We start from the raw sequence: 15,111 nt of genomic DNA on the forward strand, positions 1-15,111 counted from the left end.
GCTGCGTTCACGCGGGTAGGTCCGGCAGGCGCGGACAGCGGCGATGGAGCAGGTCGGGCCTCGGCAAATGTGTCAAACTCGCGGCGCTATACGCCAAGCTGACACCAGAGTCACGCAGCCAGCCTCATGCTTGTTATATACACAGATGTATATACAAATGAGGGGCCGCAAAACAGGCTGCGGCATTAAAGGAGAGGCCGAAATGATGAACTCACGAAAATTGACTCTGGGGAGTTTGCCCTATGCCGCGTCGGGTTCCGTCCGAGCCCGTGCATGCGGATATCAATTGGTCTGAAAAGGACAACAAATCTAACAGTCGGAATTTCGCTACCTGGTTTGAAGATATCCAGTCTGGCTCTGCAAAGGCGCACGTGCGGGCGCTCATTGACGGGCCGGGTGATTTCATTGCCTTGGTCGAACCAGCCTATCGTTTCGAAATGCGCTGCAAGCTCGACATTGGTCTGACCGTTCTGGCTGCAGATGTTGCAACACCCCATGGCAAAACCACTTACTCCGAAACTCTCTCCCAACGCCCCTAAAGTCCGCCCCGCAGGCAAGGCGGACTTCAGGAAGCTCGCCGCCATGACGGATGACGAAATCCGTCCGCGCCGCGTGGGCGATCCGAACTTCACCGGGACCGACTGGTCACAGGCCAGTATCGAAACCGCCGGGCCCATCGTTAAGACGGCCGTCTCCATCCGCCTCGACAGCGATGTGATCGGGTTCTTCAAGGATGCCGGCAAGGGCTACCAGACCCGGATCAACCAGATCCTGCGCGCCTACATGGAATACCAGCAGAAGAAGGCGGGCTGAGGCGCATATGCCGCTGCCAATCAGGTGCAAAGCGCCTATATCCGCTGCATGACCGACAAGCCCTCCCGGACGGACGATCCCGAACGCAACCGCCTCGCCGGCCGCATCGCGCGCACCGCGAAGGTCGGCGCAAACCTGTCCGGCGCGGGGCTTGCAGTCGCCGCCCAGTCCCTGTTCGGCGGGGACGAAGGCGACCAGCGCGTCGCCAAGGCCCTCGCCGCCGCCCTCGGCAAGTCCAAGGGTCCGCTGATGAAGGTCGCCCAACTCCTCTCCACCGTGCCGGACCTCCTGCCGGCCGAATACGCCGCAGAGTTCAGCCAGCTGCAGGCGGAGGCCCCCGCGATGGGCTGGCCCTTCGTCAAGCGCCGCATGCGCGCCGAACTCGGGCCAGGGTGGGAGGCGAAGTTCGCCAGCTTCGCCCACGAAGCCGCCCACGCCGCCTCCCTCGGCCAGGTCCACCGCGCGGTGCTGCATGATGGCCGCCAGGTCGCCTGCAAGCTGCAATACCCGGATATGGCCAGCGCGGTGGAATCCGATGTCGGCCAGCTGCGCACACTGCTCGGCCTCTTCAAACGCATGGACGGCTCGATCGATGCCGACGCGATGGTCGAGGAAATCACCGACCGCCTGCGAGAGGAACTTGATTATGCCCGCGAGGCCAGACACATGGCCCTCTACGGCGCCATGCTCGCCGGCAGATCCTTCGTCACCGTACCGCAGCTCGTGCCCGAACTCTCCGCCGAGCGCCTCCTCACCATGACCTGGCTGACGGGCGACAAGCTCTCAAGCTTCGAGACCGCCCCGCAGGAGACCCGCAACCACATCGCCGAAATGTTGTTCTGGACCTGGTGGGCGCCGATGAACTCCTACGCCGTCATCCACGGCGACCCGCACCTCGGCAATTATCAGGTCACCGGCGGCGGCACCGGCATCAACCTGCTGGATTTCGGCTGCGTGCGTATCTTCCCGCCTGAATTCGTCGGCGGTGTCGTCGATCTGTACCGCGCGATGCTGACCAATGACTTCGACGCCGCCTACGCCGCCTACGAAACATGGGGATTTGAAAATCTCTCGCGCGAACTCGTCGAAGTGCTGAACGTCTGGGCCCGCTTCATCTACGGTCCGATCATCGACGACCGCGTCCGCTCCGTCGCCGATGGCATAAAGCCCGGCGAGTACGGCCGCAAGGAAGCCTTCCGCGTCCGCCAGCTCCTGAAGGAGAAGGGGCCCGTGAAGATCCCCCGCGAATTCGTCTTCATGGACCGCGCCGCAATCGGCCTCGGCGCCGCCTATCTCCGCCTCGGCGCGGAGCTGAACTTCCACAAGCTGTTCGAGCAAAGCCTCGAAGGCTTCTCCATCGACACCGTCGCCGCACGCCAGTCCGCCGCCCTGAAACAGGCCGGCCTGGCCTGAAGCCTTGTCCAACGCAGGCGCAAGTTCCAGCTTACGCCTGCCTTGCCGTCCATTCCCCGCCCCTCCCTCCTTGTCATGCCGGCGAAACCTTCGCGGCGATGAGCGGGAAATCAATGCGTGTGGGGACCCAAACCGGCCAGCCTCACCGCTGCGTCCGGACACCCTTGCTGCCTCACCCCATCTCGAACCGGATCGGGACTTCCTGCGGTCCCGGCCCGAAGTTCGCCTGGGTACGCCGGGCCGCCCTGCTAAGTTCCGCGGACTTCAGCCGCGCCAGCAGCTCCTCCCATAAGACGCGCATTTCCATCCGGGCGAGGCGCTGCCCGAGGCAGACATGAGCGCCGTAGCCGAAGGCCACATGCTTGTTGGGCGTGCGGTCGGCCATGAACGTGGAGGCATCCTCGAACACCGCCTCGTCGCGGTTGCCCGGAGGATAGGAAAGGAACAGCCAGTCGCCCTTCTTTATCGCCTTGCCGGCCACTTGCGTATCAGCGGTCGCCGTACGCATGAAGTGTTTCGCTGGCGTCTCCCAGCGGACCGAAGCCTCGGCCATGGCGGGGATCATCGAGAGGTCGGCCTTCACTTTACGAAACCGGTCCGGGTTTTCCGCAAGCCCCCATAGCGCTCCGGCCGCCGTGTTGGAGGTCGTGTCATGCCCGGCGGCAGCGGCGATTATATAGTAGCTCATCGCTTCGAGCTGCCCCAGCGGTTTGTCCATACACAGCGCCTTTCGCAATGACGCTGGCGAGGTCCTGACCTGGGTTCTGGCGGCGGTCTTCGGTCATCGCACTGAAACAGGTCATGAAATCCAGCACGGTCGCATTGATCAGTGTTCAGCGCGTCGCTGGCAGGCGTGTTGAAGGATCACCTGAAGTTCAAGGCCGGGATGAGGAAGAACCGATGAGCGCGCCATACAAGACCTGGCAGCGCCGCACCTGCGGCTGGATCTATGATGAGGCGGCAGGCGATGCGGGCGAGGGCCTCGCGCCCGGCACCCGCTGGGGCGATATTCCTGACACCTGGATCTGCCCGCTCTGCGGCACGTCAAAGGCCGAGTTCGACATGGTCGAACTCTAGCGCGGCGCAACCCTCTGGCATCTGCCGCTGGCGCTCTCGCAGTCCAGCCGGTCGACACCCACCAGGTCGCCGAACGGATTGATTGTCGACGGATCGTCCACCTTCAGGGTCAGCGCATAGGCCTCGCCGATATTCTCCGCGCTGCGGAACCAGGACACCGACGTGCCCGCGCACAGGGTCTTCGTCTCGCCAGGCTGCAGCGAGAGGGACGAGAGCCCGGGCGCGGTTGCGACCCACTCGCCTTTCGCATCATGCAGGGTCAGGAGATAGCGCAGCTTCCGGTTCGAGGCATTGCGCGCCTCTGCGCAGGCTTCGAAATGGCGGGTGCCGTTCAGGCCCTTGCTGACCGTCTGGGTTACCGCGCCCAGCTGGCCCTCGGTCACGCCGCGCGGATACAGCATCGACCCAAAACGGGAATTGACCGCGCGGTAATAGGTATAGGCGGCGACTTCGCAGGCCGCATGCTTGCCGGCCGCAGTCGCCTTCGGCCAGTTTGTATCGCAGGCGCCGCGCATGTCGTGCAGGAAATCGGCGTCGCATACGCCCTGATCCAGCACGCCGGAGCGGTAGCAGGCATCGTGGAACTTGCAGGCTTCGAGGAAGGGGCCGTCCGGCACCGCCGCGTCGAGCAGGTTGCGGCCCCCGCAGGCGTCCAGCGGCTCGCGCGAACTCATCACCGAAGCCGAGACCACCGCATTGTCCCGCGCCCGGCCTTGCGCCAGAGCGGCAGGGGCCAGCAGGCTGGCAGCGAGAACGGCAGCGATCAACGGGCGAAGCATGAGGAAATGCTTTCCGGTCTCCGATGGCAAATTCAAGGCATACCTTGCAGTCGCCCCGCTCCCGGGTTTATCCCGCCTCTCATGACCGACGATTTCAACCGATACCAGACCACAGAGCTTCCCCCCGGTTATTCCCAACTTGCCTGGCACCGGGGGTTCGGTCGCCAGATCGGCCCGCTCTTCGAGAAGCGCGAAAACGGCCGCCTGACGCGCGCCTTCCGGGTGGAGGAATACCATACCAACGGCATGCTCAACGCGCATGGCGGCATGCTGATGACCTTTGCCGACATGGCGTGGGGCGGCGCGGTGGAGAAGGACGAGGGCACCTGGTGGGTGACTGTCCGCCTCCTGTGCGACTTCCTCGCCGGCGCCCCGCTTGGCAGTTTCGTCGAAGGTGATGGCACGGTCGTCGGTGTGCAGGACGATGTGATCACCGTCGAAGGCCGCATCTGGACCGGCGACAAGACGATCATGCGCGGCACCGGAATCTTCAAGGTCATCCCGAGACGCAGTGGCGCCCCGGTGCGCGAAGCGGCCGCGGCAAAGGTTTAGATTGAAATTCTCAGAACACCTCTCCCGCAAAGCGGGAGAGGTGGAGAGGCTTTCAGCCCAACGGGGCTTTCTCGTTCGCCCCGGTCTTCCACAGCGAATAGAGGATCGCCCCGCCGAGGAAGGCGATGGTCAGCATCAGCGACCATTGCGGCTCGAGGTAAGGCACGAGGTGCAGCTGCTTGTAGAGGAGGAAGTTCCAGAAGATCTTCAGGCCGATCAGCACGAGCACCAGAGACAGGCCATACTTCAGGTACTTGAACCGCTCGATCGCGGCGGCCAGCATGAAGTACATTGAGCGGAGGCCGAGAATGGCGAATATGTTGGAGGTATAGACGATGAACGGGTCACGCGTGACTGCGAAGATCGCCGGCACCGAGTCTACCGCAAACACAATGTCGACCGCTTCGACCATGATCACGCAGAGCAGGAGCGGCGTGCCCCAGAGCACCATCTTGCCGGTCACGGGATGGGGCCTGCGTACGACGAAATTGTGGTTCTCGATCGTGTCTGTGACGCGCAAGCGCTTGGTCAGGAACTTCAGGACCGAATTTTCGCTCAGGTCCATGTGCTCGTCATCACCGCTTCCGGAGAACAGCATCTTCGCGCCCGTGAAGATCAGGAAGGCGGCGAAGAAGTAGAGGACCCAGGTGAACTCGTTGACGATGGCGGCGCCCAGCGAAATGAAGATGCCCCGGAACACGATGGCGCCGATGATTCCCCAGAACAGCACCCGGTGCTGATACTCGCGCGGCACCGCGAAGAAGGTGAACACCATGCCGATGACGAAGATATTGTCGAAGGCGAGAGCGGTCTCCAGCAGGTAGCCGGTGGCGAACTGGATGGTCGCCTGGACGTTCAGGTTGTCCGGTTCGTTGTAATACTGGGGATCGGGCTGGTAGACAAAAAAGATGTAGAAACCAAAGGCCACCGCCAGCGAGGCGAAGCAGGACCACATGATCGCGCTCTTCCTGGGGGAGACGACCTCGTCCTTCTTGTTGAGGAGGCCGAGGTCAACCCAGAGCAGGAAGCCGATGAAAGAGAGGAACGCGGCCCACAACCAGAGGGGTTGGCCCGCGTAGTCGACGGTCAGGAATTCAGGCATGGTTTTTTGAAGGTGTCCGGAAAGGCGCGCCGCGTCAGCGCAATATCCGTGAGGGATCCGACATCGTGACTGCCGCCGCAGTCACCAGAGGGGCCCGGTTCCAAGTCTGTGGCGGGAAAATAGTGACTCGCCGTTCCCCGTCAAGCGCCAGCAGTCAGGCCGAGCCGGGCAAGTCCCGCCAGCGCGCAGGCCGCAATGACCAGCAGGATATTGGCCTTGAAGCGGATCAGGGCGATGGCCGCGCCCGCCGCAATGGCCAGTGCCAGCGGATCGAGGGTCATGAAGTCCGGCAGGGTCAGGGCCGTGCCGGTTAGCAGGACCGTTTCGAAGGTTTCCCGGAACAGCACCGCAAAGCCAAAGACGAGCGCAATCTTGGCGATGATGCCGAACACCGCCGCCGTGATCGCCGTAAGGATGCCGGCGGCAAAGCGGTTTTGCCTTAGCGTCTCGGAGAAGGGCGCCCCGGCAAATATCCACACGAAGGAGGGCGCAAAGGTGCACCAGCTGGCCATCAGGGCGGCGAGCGCAGCGAGGGCGAGCCCTCCGCCATCGGCCTGCCAGCCCGCCATGAAGCCGACGAACTGGTTGACCAGCACCAGCGGCCCCGGCGTCGTCTCGGCAAGGCCGAGGCCGTCGATCATCTGGGGCGCCGTGAGCCAGCCTTCGGCCTCGACCGCCTGCTGCTGAAGATAGGCGAGCACGGTATAGGCCCCGCCGAAGGTGACGAGGGCGAGCTTCGAAAAGAGCACGCCCACCCGGGTCAGCACATGATCCGGCCCCAGCAGCGTGAGCGCCGCAAGGACCGGCGCGGCCCAGACTGCCGTCCAGCCGAGCGCCGTCGCAAAGGCGCGTCCGGCCTGCGGCGCCGCCAGCCGGGGTTCAGCGCCTGATTGCGCCGCAATCGCGAAACTCCGGGCAAGGCCGATGGCCGCCGCTGCCGCGATGACGAGGGGAAAGGGCAATGCGAACAGGAACAGGCCAAGGAAAGCGAGCAGGGCTATCGCCACATCGCCGGTCGAATTGAGCGCCCGCTTGCCGACCTTCCAGAGCGCCTCAAGGATGAAGCCGATCACCGCTGCCTTGATGCCGTAGAACAGCGCGGCGACCAGCGGGGACGTTCCGAGCGTCGCATAGAGCCAGGTCAGCGCAAAGACGATCAGCGCCCCCGGAAGCACGAACAGGCCGCCCGCGATCACCCCGCCGCGCACCCCGTGCAGTCGCCATCCCGCATAGGTCGCCAGCTGCTGCGCCTCCGGACCCGGCAGCAGCATGCAATAGGTGAGGGCGTGCAGGTACTCTGCCTCGCCGAGCCATTTCTTTTCCTCGACAAAGATGCGGTGCATCAGCGCGATCTGCCCGGCCGGGCCCCCAAAGCCGAGGCAGCCTATACGCAAGCTGGCGCCGGTGAGTTCGGTGAGGGAGGGGGTAGCGGTCGTCATGTTCAAGTCTCCACACTCTGGCCACAGGCCATCGAGTGGGGCTTGGGCGCGCACGCCTGACCGGGCGCCCACGAAGCCCGGATGGCGGATGACTAGCCGATTTGCGGCGCCCTGCAAGTATTCCGGCTTCAAAGCCCGTTTAACCCTCCTGCGGTTGACTTTGCCGGGCCTCCTAAGTATCCGGCCCGGCAATGAACACGCACCTGCACTACCACCCCCACCATCACGCATAACGCGCCGGCGAGGCGCGAACCGGTCCGGCTGCGCCTCTGATGAGTGTTCCCCTTCCAGAACCGATCCAGAAGATGCAGGCCGAAGCCCGGCTTGCGCGCCCTGTTCGACGCTTCGCCTTTCCATTCCGGTCCGCGCCGTTTAAGCGGGCTCAGCCTGACACAGGACCTGAAGTGACCATGAGCGACAAGGCAAACCCGCCCGCATCGGGCAAGGATCTCGCCCGCAAGCCGCGCGGCTTTCCCGACAAGCGGGAAGGGCTGATCCATGCCCAGGCACGGCTCGTGGAAACGGTCACGGCGGTCTACCGCCATTGGGGCTTTGAGGCTCTGGAAACCGGCGCATTCGAGTATGCCGACGCGCTCGGCAAGTTCCTTCCCGATGCAGACCGGCCGAATGCCGGCGTGTTCGCGATCCAGGATGATGACGAGCAGTGGATGGCGCTGCGCTATGATCTTACCGCGCCGCTCGCGCGTTTCGTGGCACAGCAGGGACAGGGGCTTGGCCGCCCGTTCCGGCGCTATGCAGCCGGCCCGGTCTGGCGAAACGAAAAACCCGGCCCCGGCCGGTTCCGGGAATTCTGGCAGTGCGACGCCGATACAGTCGGCGCGCCCGGCTTCCATGCCGATGCCGAGATGATTGCGATGGGCGCCGAGGCGCTGCGCGCCATCGGCATGAAGCCCGGCGAGTTCGTGATCCGCGTGAACACACGGCGACTGCTGAACGGCGTGCTCGATTCCGTCGGCGCGGGAAACGCCGGCACACGCCTCGCCATCCTGCGCGCGCTCGATAAGCTGGACCGGCTGGGCGCCTCAGGCGTTGCAGACCTCCTCGGAGCGGGCCGCAAGGACGAGAGCGGCGACTTCACCAAGGGCGCGGGTCTGGGCGCTGAAGAGGTGAAGCGCGTGCTCGCATTTGCCGAAGCGGGCGCTGCGACGCGCGCTGTGACGCTGGCCAATCTCGCCAAGGCCGCAGGCTTCACCGAAGAAGGCAAGGCGGGGCTTGCCGAACTGGAAGCTATCGCACTGGCGCTCGAAGCGCTCGGCGCGCCGGAGGACGATGTGAAGATCGATCCGTCCGTGGTCAGAGGATTGGAATATTATACCGGCCCGGTCTTCGAGGCGGAGCTGCTGCGCGAAGTCACCGGGGAGGACGGCAAGACCTACCGGATCGGCTCCATCGGCGGCGGGGGGCGCTATGACGATCTCGTCGCGCGCTTCACCGGCGAGACAGTGCCGGCGACCGGTTTCTCCATCGGTATCTCGCGGCTCGCTGCTGCGCTGGCTATCATGGGCGAAGGCGCGAAACTCGACGGCCCGGTGGTCGTGCTCAATCTGGACAAGGACAATCCGGGTCTCGCGCTTGGCCTTGCGGCGGAACTGCGCCGCGCCGGTATCCGCGCCGAGGCCTATATGGGCGCCTCCGGCATGCGCCCGCAGATGAAGTATGCAGACCGGCGCGCTTCGCCGGCCGTAGTCATCGTCGGCGGGGATGAAGTTGCCAAGGGTACTGTGACGATAAAGGATCTCGAGATGGGCGCGCTGAAGGCGCAGGCGATTACCTCCAACGAGGAATACCGCGAAGCCCGCCCCGGTCAGATCGAAGTGCCGCGCGCGCAGATGGTCGCGGCCGTGCGCGCTATCATAGAGGCGCAGACATGAACCATGATGCCCTTGTGGCGGTCGCGCGCGCGGTGTTCGAGGCCGCGGGCGGCACACCGGTTGATCCCGATTATGTTCTGCCAGCGGACATTCCGCTGGAGCTGTCGGGCGAAGCGGTGCGGGCGCGCCTCTGCGTGTTCACCGATAATCGCGGCGCCGAAATGGCGATGCGGCCGGACCTGACGCTGCCTGTGGCGCAGCGTGAGGCGGCGCGACTGGAAGCGGGGCCTTCGCCGAAGACCTATACTTATGCTGCACGCGCGTTTCGCCTGCCTGCAGCTGCGGATGATCCGTTCGAGTTCACGCAGGTCGGGCTCGAACGCTTCGGCCATGCCGCTGACCCTTCGGCGGACGCCGAACTCTTCGCGCTGGTCCACCGCGCGGTAGAGGCTTGCGGCGTTCAGCCGAAAGCAATTGTCACGGGCGACCTCGCGATCTTCCCCGCCTTCATCGACGCGTTGGGCCTGCCGGGGGTGACCACCGGCCTCTTGAAGCGCGCCTTCCGGCAGGAGGGCGGCGTGCGCGCTGTGCTGGATGCCGCCTCGCGTCCTCTGGATACAGACATTCTCGCTGCACTGGATGCGGCGGATGCCGAAGCCGGGCTTGGCGCCGTGTTGGCCGCGCGCGCTGTGCCGCTGGTCGGTGCGCGCAGCCTTGCCGAAATCGTCGAGGGCCTGCGCACCCGCCGCGCCGCCATCGACGCAGGCGGATTGCCGGACAGTTCGCGTGCGGCGCTGCTCGCCTTGCGCGAAGTGGATTGCCCGCTGGCGGAGGCGCCCGCTGCGCTGGCCGCGCTTGCCGCAGAACATGGTCTGGTGCGCTCGGGCGCGGCTCTGACTGTCTTTGCAGCGCGTGTCGAGAAAATCCTGGCCCTCGTGCCGGGCGCGCGGCGCACGGCCGAGTTCCGCGCAGGCTTCGGCCGGCGATTCACTTATTATGATGGCTTCGTGTTCGAAGTGCTCGCGGAGGGTCTCGCGCCGACCCAGCCGGTTGCTGCGGGCGGGCGCTATGACGGGCTGATCGCGGGCCTTTCCGGCGGCAAGGTATCTGCGACCGGCATCGGCGGCGTCGTGCGGCCTGACCGGATGGTGCGTGTACGGAGTACGACTGCATGAGCCGGCTGACCATCGCGATCCCCTCCAAGGGCCGCCTGAAAGAACAGACCGAGGGCTGGCTCGCCCGGATCGGTCATCCCGTGCGCCAGATCGGCGGGGAGCGGGGCTATACTGCCGAGATCGACGGGCTGGACGCCGAGGTGCGCCTCCTCTCTGCGCGCGAGATTGCGCAGGGTCTGATCGAGGGCAGCCTCCATTTCGGAGTGACCGGCGAGGACCTGCTGAACGACCTCGCCCCGGACCCGGCCGAGGATTTCCGTGTGCTGAAACGGCTGGGCTTCGGAGCTGCCGATGTGGTCGTGGCCGTGCCGCAGGCCTGGTTCGACGTGGACACCATGGCTGATCTCGAGGCGGCTGGGGCCGCTTTCCGCAAGGCCCATGGCCGCCGGCTGCGGGTCGCCACCAAGTACCTGCGCCTGACGCGCCGGTACTTTGCCCAGAAGTCGGTGGGCGAATACCGCCTTGTGGAAAGCGCCGGGGCGACCGAAGCGGCCCCTGCCACAGGCACGGCAGACGTGATCGTCGACATCACGACCACCGGCGCAACTCTAAAGGCAAATGGGCTAAAAATTCTCCGGGACGGCCTTGTATTGAAGAGCGAAGCGGCCTTTGCCAGCTCGGCGCGGGCAAAGTTCGGCCCCTCTGCGGCCTCAGCGCGGGCAGTTCTGACCAGCGCATTGTCGCAGGGCGATCACGATTTCTGAAAAATTGTTTAGGCGCATTCTTGACACACCTCAGGATTCATTGCGGTATATCTTTGCAAGTTTCTGGGAGGAAACGCTGCAAACGGTGGAGGGGCGCAGCTAGCCGGCAACGGCGCTGCGCCTCTTTTTCGATTCCGGTGCTCGTTCACCTCGGAAATCGCTGCGGCGACAGCGCCCGCAGGGTGAAGACCGGATCCTGGAATTCAAGACTTCAGGGGGGAGCGAGGGGCGTTGGAGCGCCTTGGCATCCGGAACCCGGCTTCATGAATAACGATAAACGAATATCGAATAACATCAATATAAATCATCGCTTTTCGATCATTTGACCGATTAATTCCCGGTAACCCGGCGCCTTGAGTTGACTTGACGCTGCGGCCCCGCCAAGCGTTGCGGCGATCTGCCCCTCCCCCCGAATCCGCCGGAGCCGCCCATGCCAGAGGACGCCATGCAACAGGACCCCCGCCAGCATATCCTGCCGGTTTACCGTCCACCGGAGGAAGTGTTCGTCGAGGGCCAGGGCGCTTACCTGTTCACCGAGGATGGCCGCCGGTATCTCGATTTCATTGCCGGCATTGCGGTGACCGCACTGGGCCATGCGCATCCGGCGCTGGTCGAGGCGCTGCGCGACCAGGCCGGCAAGCTCTGGCACACGTCCAACATGTTCCGCGTGAAGGGGCAGGAGGAGCTGGCCGACAAGATCTGCCGCGATACGTTCGCAGGCCGGGTGTTCTTCACCAATTCCGGCACCGAGGCGGTCGAGTGCGCCATGAAGGCGGCGCGCAAGTACCACTGGTCGAAGGGCAATCCGGATCGGATCGACATCATCACCTTCACCGGCGCCTTCCATGGCCGCTCCATCGGCGCGATCAATGCCGGCGGCAATCCGAAATACCTCGAAGGCTTCGGGCCGAAACTGCCCGGCTTCGTGCATCTCGAATGGGGTGACCATGAGGCCCTGAAAAAAGCGGCGGCCGAGCCGACGGCGGCGGCAATCTTCGTCGAGGTCGTGCAGGGCGAAGGCGGCGTGCGCGCCATGCCGGAAGCCTGCATCAGGGGCCTGCGCGAGATGTGCGACGAACACGGCCTGCTGCTGATCTTCGACGAAGTGCAATGCGGCATGGGCCGCACCGGCAAGCTGTGGGGTTATCAGTGGGCGGACGGCGTCGAGCCGGATATCCTGTGCGCCGCCAAGGGCATCGGCGGCGGCTTTCCGTTCGGTGCCTGCCTGATGACCGAAGCTGTCGGCGCGCCGATGCAGCCAGGCAGTCATGGCTCGACCTATGGCGGCAACCCGCTCGCCATGGCGGTCGGCAATGTGGTCTGGGATATCATCTCGGACGAGGCTTTCCTGGCCAATGTCCGGCGGATTGGGGCGACGTTGCAGCAGGGACTGAAAAGCCTCGCCGACACGCATCCGGACAAGGTTGAAGGGGTGACCGGCAAGGGCCTGCTGACCGGCGTGAAGCTGAAAGCGGACCCGAAGAACCTTCAAGGGATCTGCCGTGACAACAACCTCCTCGTCGGCGTCGCCGGCAATAATGTGCTGCGCCTTGCGCCGCCGCTGGTGATCGAAGAAGCGCATGTGCGCGAGGCGGTGGGCATCCTCGACAGCGCGCTGTCGGAATGGAAAATATCCTGAGCGCCGCGCCGGATTACGTCGGTTCGTGCCATTGCGGCGCGGTGCAGTTTACTGTCGCCGCCGAAGTAACGGACATCTACCGGTGCGACTGTTCGCTGTGCCGCATGAAGGGCGCGCTGATGACCAGTGTGCACGAAGATGCGTTTACGCTGCGAACCGGGGCGGATGTACTCAGGGAGTATAACTGGAACACCGGCGTCGCCCGGCATTTCTTCTGTTGCGTATGCGGCATTTATCCGTTTCACCGGAAGCGCGCGATGCCGGATCATTACGGCGTCAACATGAATTGCCTGTCGGGGTTTGATGCGTCCGGCCTCACGGTCCGCCAGGGCGAAGGTAATGGCATGATGGTCGCGGCGGAGGGCGCCCGCGACGCATGCCCGGGGCCGCGCGCATGACCCGTTTCCGGGCCGCCTGTGTCCAAATGCGTTCCGGCACCGAGCCGGCCGCCAATATCGAGGCCGCCGCCGCGATGATCCGGCAGGCGGCGGGGCAGGGCGCGGTCTTCATCGCCACGCCCGAGATGACCAACCTGCTCGATATCCGCCCCGGCATGGCGCGCGCAAAGGTGCGCCGTGAGGCGGAGGACGAGAGCCTGGCGAAACTGCGCGCTCTGGCGGCGGAGCTGGGCGTCACGCTGCTTGTCGGCTCGCTTGCGATTATGCTTGAGGATGAGGAGCGTTTCGCCAACCGTTCTTTCCTGATTGCAGCGGATGGCGCGATTGTCGCGCGCTATGACAAGATCCATATGTTCGATGTCGAAGTGGACGACGGGCAGACTTACCGCGAGAGCCGTGCCTATCGTCCGGGTACGGAGGCTGTTCTGGCGCAGGCGCCGTTCGGCCGGCTTGGTTTGACGATCTGCTATGACGTGCGTTTCCCGCATCTCTATCGCCGCCTTGCGCAGGGGGGCGCCGACATTCTCACGATCCCCGCGGCCTTCACCCGCGTAACCGGTGAGGCGCACTGGCAGGTTCTGGTGCGCGCGCGTGCCATCGAAACCGGTTGCTTCGTCATTGCGCCCGCGCAGGGCGGCAGACATGAGGACGGGCGCGAAACCTTCGGCCATTCGCTGATCGTCTCGCCCTGGGGCGAGGTGATCGCCGAAGCGGATGGGGCGGAGCCGGGGATTATTTTCGCTGATCTCGACCTTGCCGATGTTGCAAAATCGCGCAGGCGTATTCCGTCGTTGGGCAATGAAAGCAAGTTCAGTTTCACCAAGCCTGGCACCTGAACAGAGCGTGCCGGCCCGGCGCAACGCTGTCATCCCGGAAAGGCCCCGCCGGGGCCGTGATCCGGGACCTCCTCATCGCAAGGAGGCCCCGGATCGGCGGCGCTGAGAGCCATGGCCGGGACAGGAGGTTGCGAGCTACCGCCCCAGCCGGCGCCGGAATTCATCGTAGCCAAAATCCGAAATCATCTCGACGCGCCCGTCTTCCCAGCGAATGGCGAGGTTGGCCAGCGGCGTGCCGTTGAAGGTGTTCGTCTTCACGAAGGCATAGTGCATCTGGTCGGTGAAGATTAACTCGTCGCCGGGGGCGAGCGGCTTTTCGAAGGAATAGTCGCCGATGATGTCGCCGGTCATGCACGTCTTGCCGCCGAAACGGTACGTGTTCGGATGTTCGCCCGGCTGGCCCGCGCCGATCACGTCCGGGCGGTAGGGCACTTCGAGGACGTCCGGCATATGGGTCGAGGCGGAGGCATCCAGGATGGCGAGGTCCATCGCGTTCCAGTGCAGCGCCAGGACGGTGGCGTGCAGTTCGCCGGTGTTGACAACGAGGCCCGCACCCGGCTCCAGGATCACCTCGACGCCGAACCTCGCGCGGAAGGCCTTGATGGCGGTGATCAGCTTGTCGACATTGTAGCCGGGCTTGTTCAGGAAATGCCCGCCACCAAAGTTCACGGCCTTCACCTGTGCGATATAGGGCGCGAAATGTTCGGAGACATATTCGATCAGGCCGACCGAGCCTTCGTGCAGGCTCTCGCACAGCGCATGGACATGGAAGATGTCAACGCCGGACCAGTCGACTGAGCTGAGCTTTTCCGGCACTTCGCCGAAGCGGCTGGTAGGGGCGGTGGGATTATAGAGATCGCCGCCAAGGGTGGCGTTGGAATAGCCGGGATTGACCCGCAGGCCGACATGGCAGCCGGCATCGCGCGCAATATCTCCGAAACGAGCGAGTTGTTCGGCGGAGTTGAAATAGATGTGCTGAGCGACTTTCGTCAGCCTTCGGACTTCATCTTCCGTATAGGCTGGCGAATAGACGTGGACTTCCTTGCCGAACTCTTCGTGGCCCATGATGGCCTCGTGTTCGCCGGAAGCGGTGGTGCCGTCGAGATAGTCGCGCATCAAGGGGAAGGCGGCCGGCATGGCAAAGGCTTTCGTCGCCAGCAGGACCTTGCAGCCCGCTTCCCCGCGCACGCGATTTGCCGTCTCCAGGTTTTTCCGGAGTCGGGCGGTGTCGAGGACGAAGCAGGGGGTGTTGAGTTTGGTCATCTTTTGCTTTCGCTCATCCCCGTGAAGGTGGGGATCTGGTCAGGCTTTATCCCGCCCGGGATCCCCGCAGTCGCGGGATGAGCGGATGT

The 15,111-nt window shown here is 64.4% G+C and carries 16 protein-coding genes; 11 read left to right on the forward strand and 5 right to left on the reverse strand.

Annotation, left to right across the window (positions count from 1 at the left end; all coding sequences use genetic code 11):
- Positions 1-242 precede the first annotated feature (242 nt).
- Genes WEA77_RS05885 through WEA77_RS05895 form a run of 3 tightly spaced genes read left to right on the forward strand, consistent with a single transcriptional unit; the run spans position 243 to position 2,226 of the window.
- Positions 243-539, forward strand: coding sequence for a hypothetical protein (locus WEA77_RS05885; protein WP_368066941.1), 297 nt, complete (start codon positions 243-245; stop codon positions 537-539).
- The gene (locus WEA77_RS05890; RefSeq protein ID WP_368066942.1) at positions 496-813 is read left to right on the forward strand and encodes a BrnA antitoxin family protein; all 318 of its coding nucleotides are present in this window, start codon (positions 496-498) and stop codon (positions 811-813) included. The genes WEA77_RS05885 and WEA77_RS05890 overlap by 44 nt, the downstream gene beginning before the upstream one ends.
- Before the next feature lie 48 nt (positions 814-861).
- Positions 862-2,226: an ABC1 kinase family protein gene (locus tag WEA77_RS05895; protein WP_368066943.1), complete on the forward strand. Its 1,365-nt coding sequence runs from the start codon at positions 862-864 to the stop codon at positions 2,224-2,226.
- Between the two features lie 172 nt (positions 2,227-2,398).
- On the opposite strand, the gene WEA77_RS05900 is transcribed toward WEA77_RS05895, so the two are convergent.
- Positions 2,399-2,944, reverse strand: coding sequence for a cytochrome P450 (locus tag WEA77_RS05900; RefSeq protein ID WP_368066944.1), 546 nt, complete (start codon positions 2,942-2,944; stop codon positions 2,399-2,401).
- A gap of 182 nt (positions 2,945-3,126) precedes the next feature.
- On the opposite strand from WEA77_RS05900, the gene WEA77_RS05905 reads away from it, so the two are divergent.
- The gene (locus WEA77_RS05905; RefSeq protein WP_368066945.1) at positions 3,127-3,303 is read left to right on the forward strand and encodes a rubredoxin; all 177 of its coding nucleotides are present in this window, start codon (positions 3,127-3,129) and stop codon (positions 3,301-3,303) included.
- Here WEA77_RS05905 and WEA77_RS05910 read toward each other — a convergent pair.
- Positions 3,300-4,082 carry a hypothetical protein gene (locus WEA77_RS05910; RefSeq protein WP_368066946.1) on the reverse strand — a complete coding sequence of 261 codons (783 nt, stop codon included), beginning with the start codon at positions 4,080-4,082 and terminating at the stop codon, positions 3,300-3,302. The two genes, WEA77_RS05905 and WEA77_RS05910, sit on opposite strands and share 4 nt — an antisense overlap.
- Before the next feature lie 81 nt (positions 4,083-4,163).
- On the opposite strand from WEA77_RS05910, the gene WEA77_RS05915 reads away from it, so the two are divergent.
- Entirely contained in the window at positions 4,164-4,634 is a 471-nt protein-coding gene (locus WEA77_RS05915; protein WP_368066947.1) for a PaaI family thioesterase, read from the forward strand.
- Between the two features lie 52 nt (positions 4,635-4,686).
- Here the strand turns inward: WEA77_RS05915 and WEA77_RS05920 are convergent, their stop codons facing one another.
- On the reverse strand, positions 4,687-5,736 hold the full coding sequence (locus WEA77_RS05920; RefSeq protein WP_368066948.1) for a TerC family protein: 1,050 nt from the start codon (positions 5,734-5,736) through the stop codon (positions 4,687-4,689).
- 140 nt (positions 5,737-5,876) lie between these two features.
- A complete protein-coding gene (gene chrA, locus WEA77_RS05925; RefSeq protein ID WP_368066949.1) occupies positions 5,877-7,175 on the reverse strand; it encodes a chromate efflux transporter in 1,299 nt (432 codons plus the stop codon).
- 410 nt (positions 7,176-7,585) lie between these two features.
- Here chrA and hisS point away from each other — a divergent pair, with 410 nt between their 5' ends.
- The 6 genes from hisS to WEA77_RS05955 all read left to right on the forward strand — a co-directional run bounded on the left by hisS (position 7,586) and on the right by WEA77_RS05955 (position 13,759).
- Complete coding sequence (gene hisS, locus WEA77_RS05930; RefSeq protein WP_368066950.1) at positions 7,586-9,067, forward strand: histidine--tRNA ligase; 1,482 nt, start codon at positions 7,586-7,588, stop codon at positions 9,065-9,067.
- Complete coding sequence (locus tag WEA77_RS05935) at positions 9,064-10,182, forward strand: ATP phosphoribosyltransferase regulatory subunit (RefSeq protein ID WP_368066951.1); 1,119 nt, start codon at positions 9,064-9,066, stop codon at positions 10,180-10,182. The genes hisS and WEA77_RS05935 overlap by 4 nt, the downstream gene beginning before the upstream one ends.
- Positions 10,179-10,886 carry an ATP phosphoribosyltransferase gene (gene hisG / locus WEA77_RS05940; protein WP_368066952.1) on the forward strand — a complete coding sequence of 236 codons (708 nt, stop codon included), beginning with the start codon at positions 10,179-10,181 and terminating at the stop codon, positions 10,884-10,886. Before WEA77_RS05935 ends, hisG begins: the two co-directional genes overlap by 4 nt.
- A gap of 445 nt (positions 10,887-11,331) precedes the next feature.
- Positions 11,332-12,525, forward strand: a complete 1,194-nt coding sequence (locus WEA77_RS05945; RefSeq protein ID WP_368066953.1) for an aspartate aminotransferase family protein — start codon at positions 11,332-11,334, stop codon at positions 12,523-12,525.
- Entirely contained in the window at positions 12,510-12,923 is a 414-nt protein-coding gene (locus WEA77_RS05950) for a GFA family protein (protein ID WP_368066954.1), read from the forward strand. The genes WEA77_RS05945 and WEA77_RS05950 overlap by 16 nt, the downstream gene beginning before the upstream one ends.
- Positions 12,920-13,759, forward strand: coding sequence for a carbon-nitrogen hydrolase family protein (locus tag WEA77_RS05955; RefSeq protein WP_368066955.1), 840 nt, complete (start codon positions 12,920-12,922; stop codon positions 13,757-13,759). Before WEA77_RS05950 ends, WEA77_RS05955 begins: the two co-directional genes overlap by 4 nt.
- A gap of 135 nt (positions 13,760-13,894) precedes the next feature.
- On the opposite strand, the gene WEA77_RS05960 is transcribed toward WEA77_RS05955, so the two are convergent.
- On the reverse strand, positions 13,895-15,022 hold the full coding sequence (locus WEA77_RS05960; RefSeq protein ID WP_368066956.1) for a carboxynorspermidine decarboxylase: 1,128 nt from the start codon (positions 15,020-15,022) through the stop codon (positions 13,895-13,897).
- Positions 15,023-15,111 lie beyond the last annotated feature (89 nt).

It is taken from the genome of Hyphomonas sp. (assembly GCF_040882205.1).
In the GTDB taxonomy this organism is placed as follows: Bacteria; Pseudomonadota; Alphaproteobacteria; order Caulobacterales; family Hyphomonadaceae; genus Hyphomonas.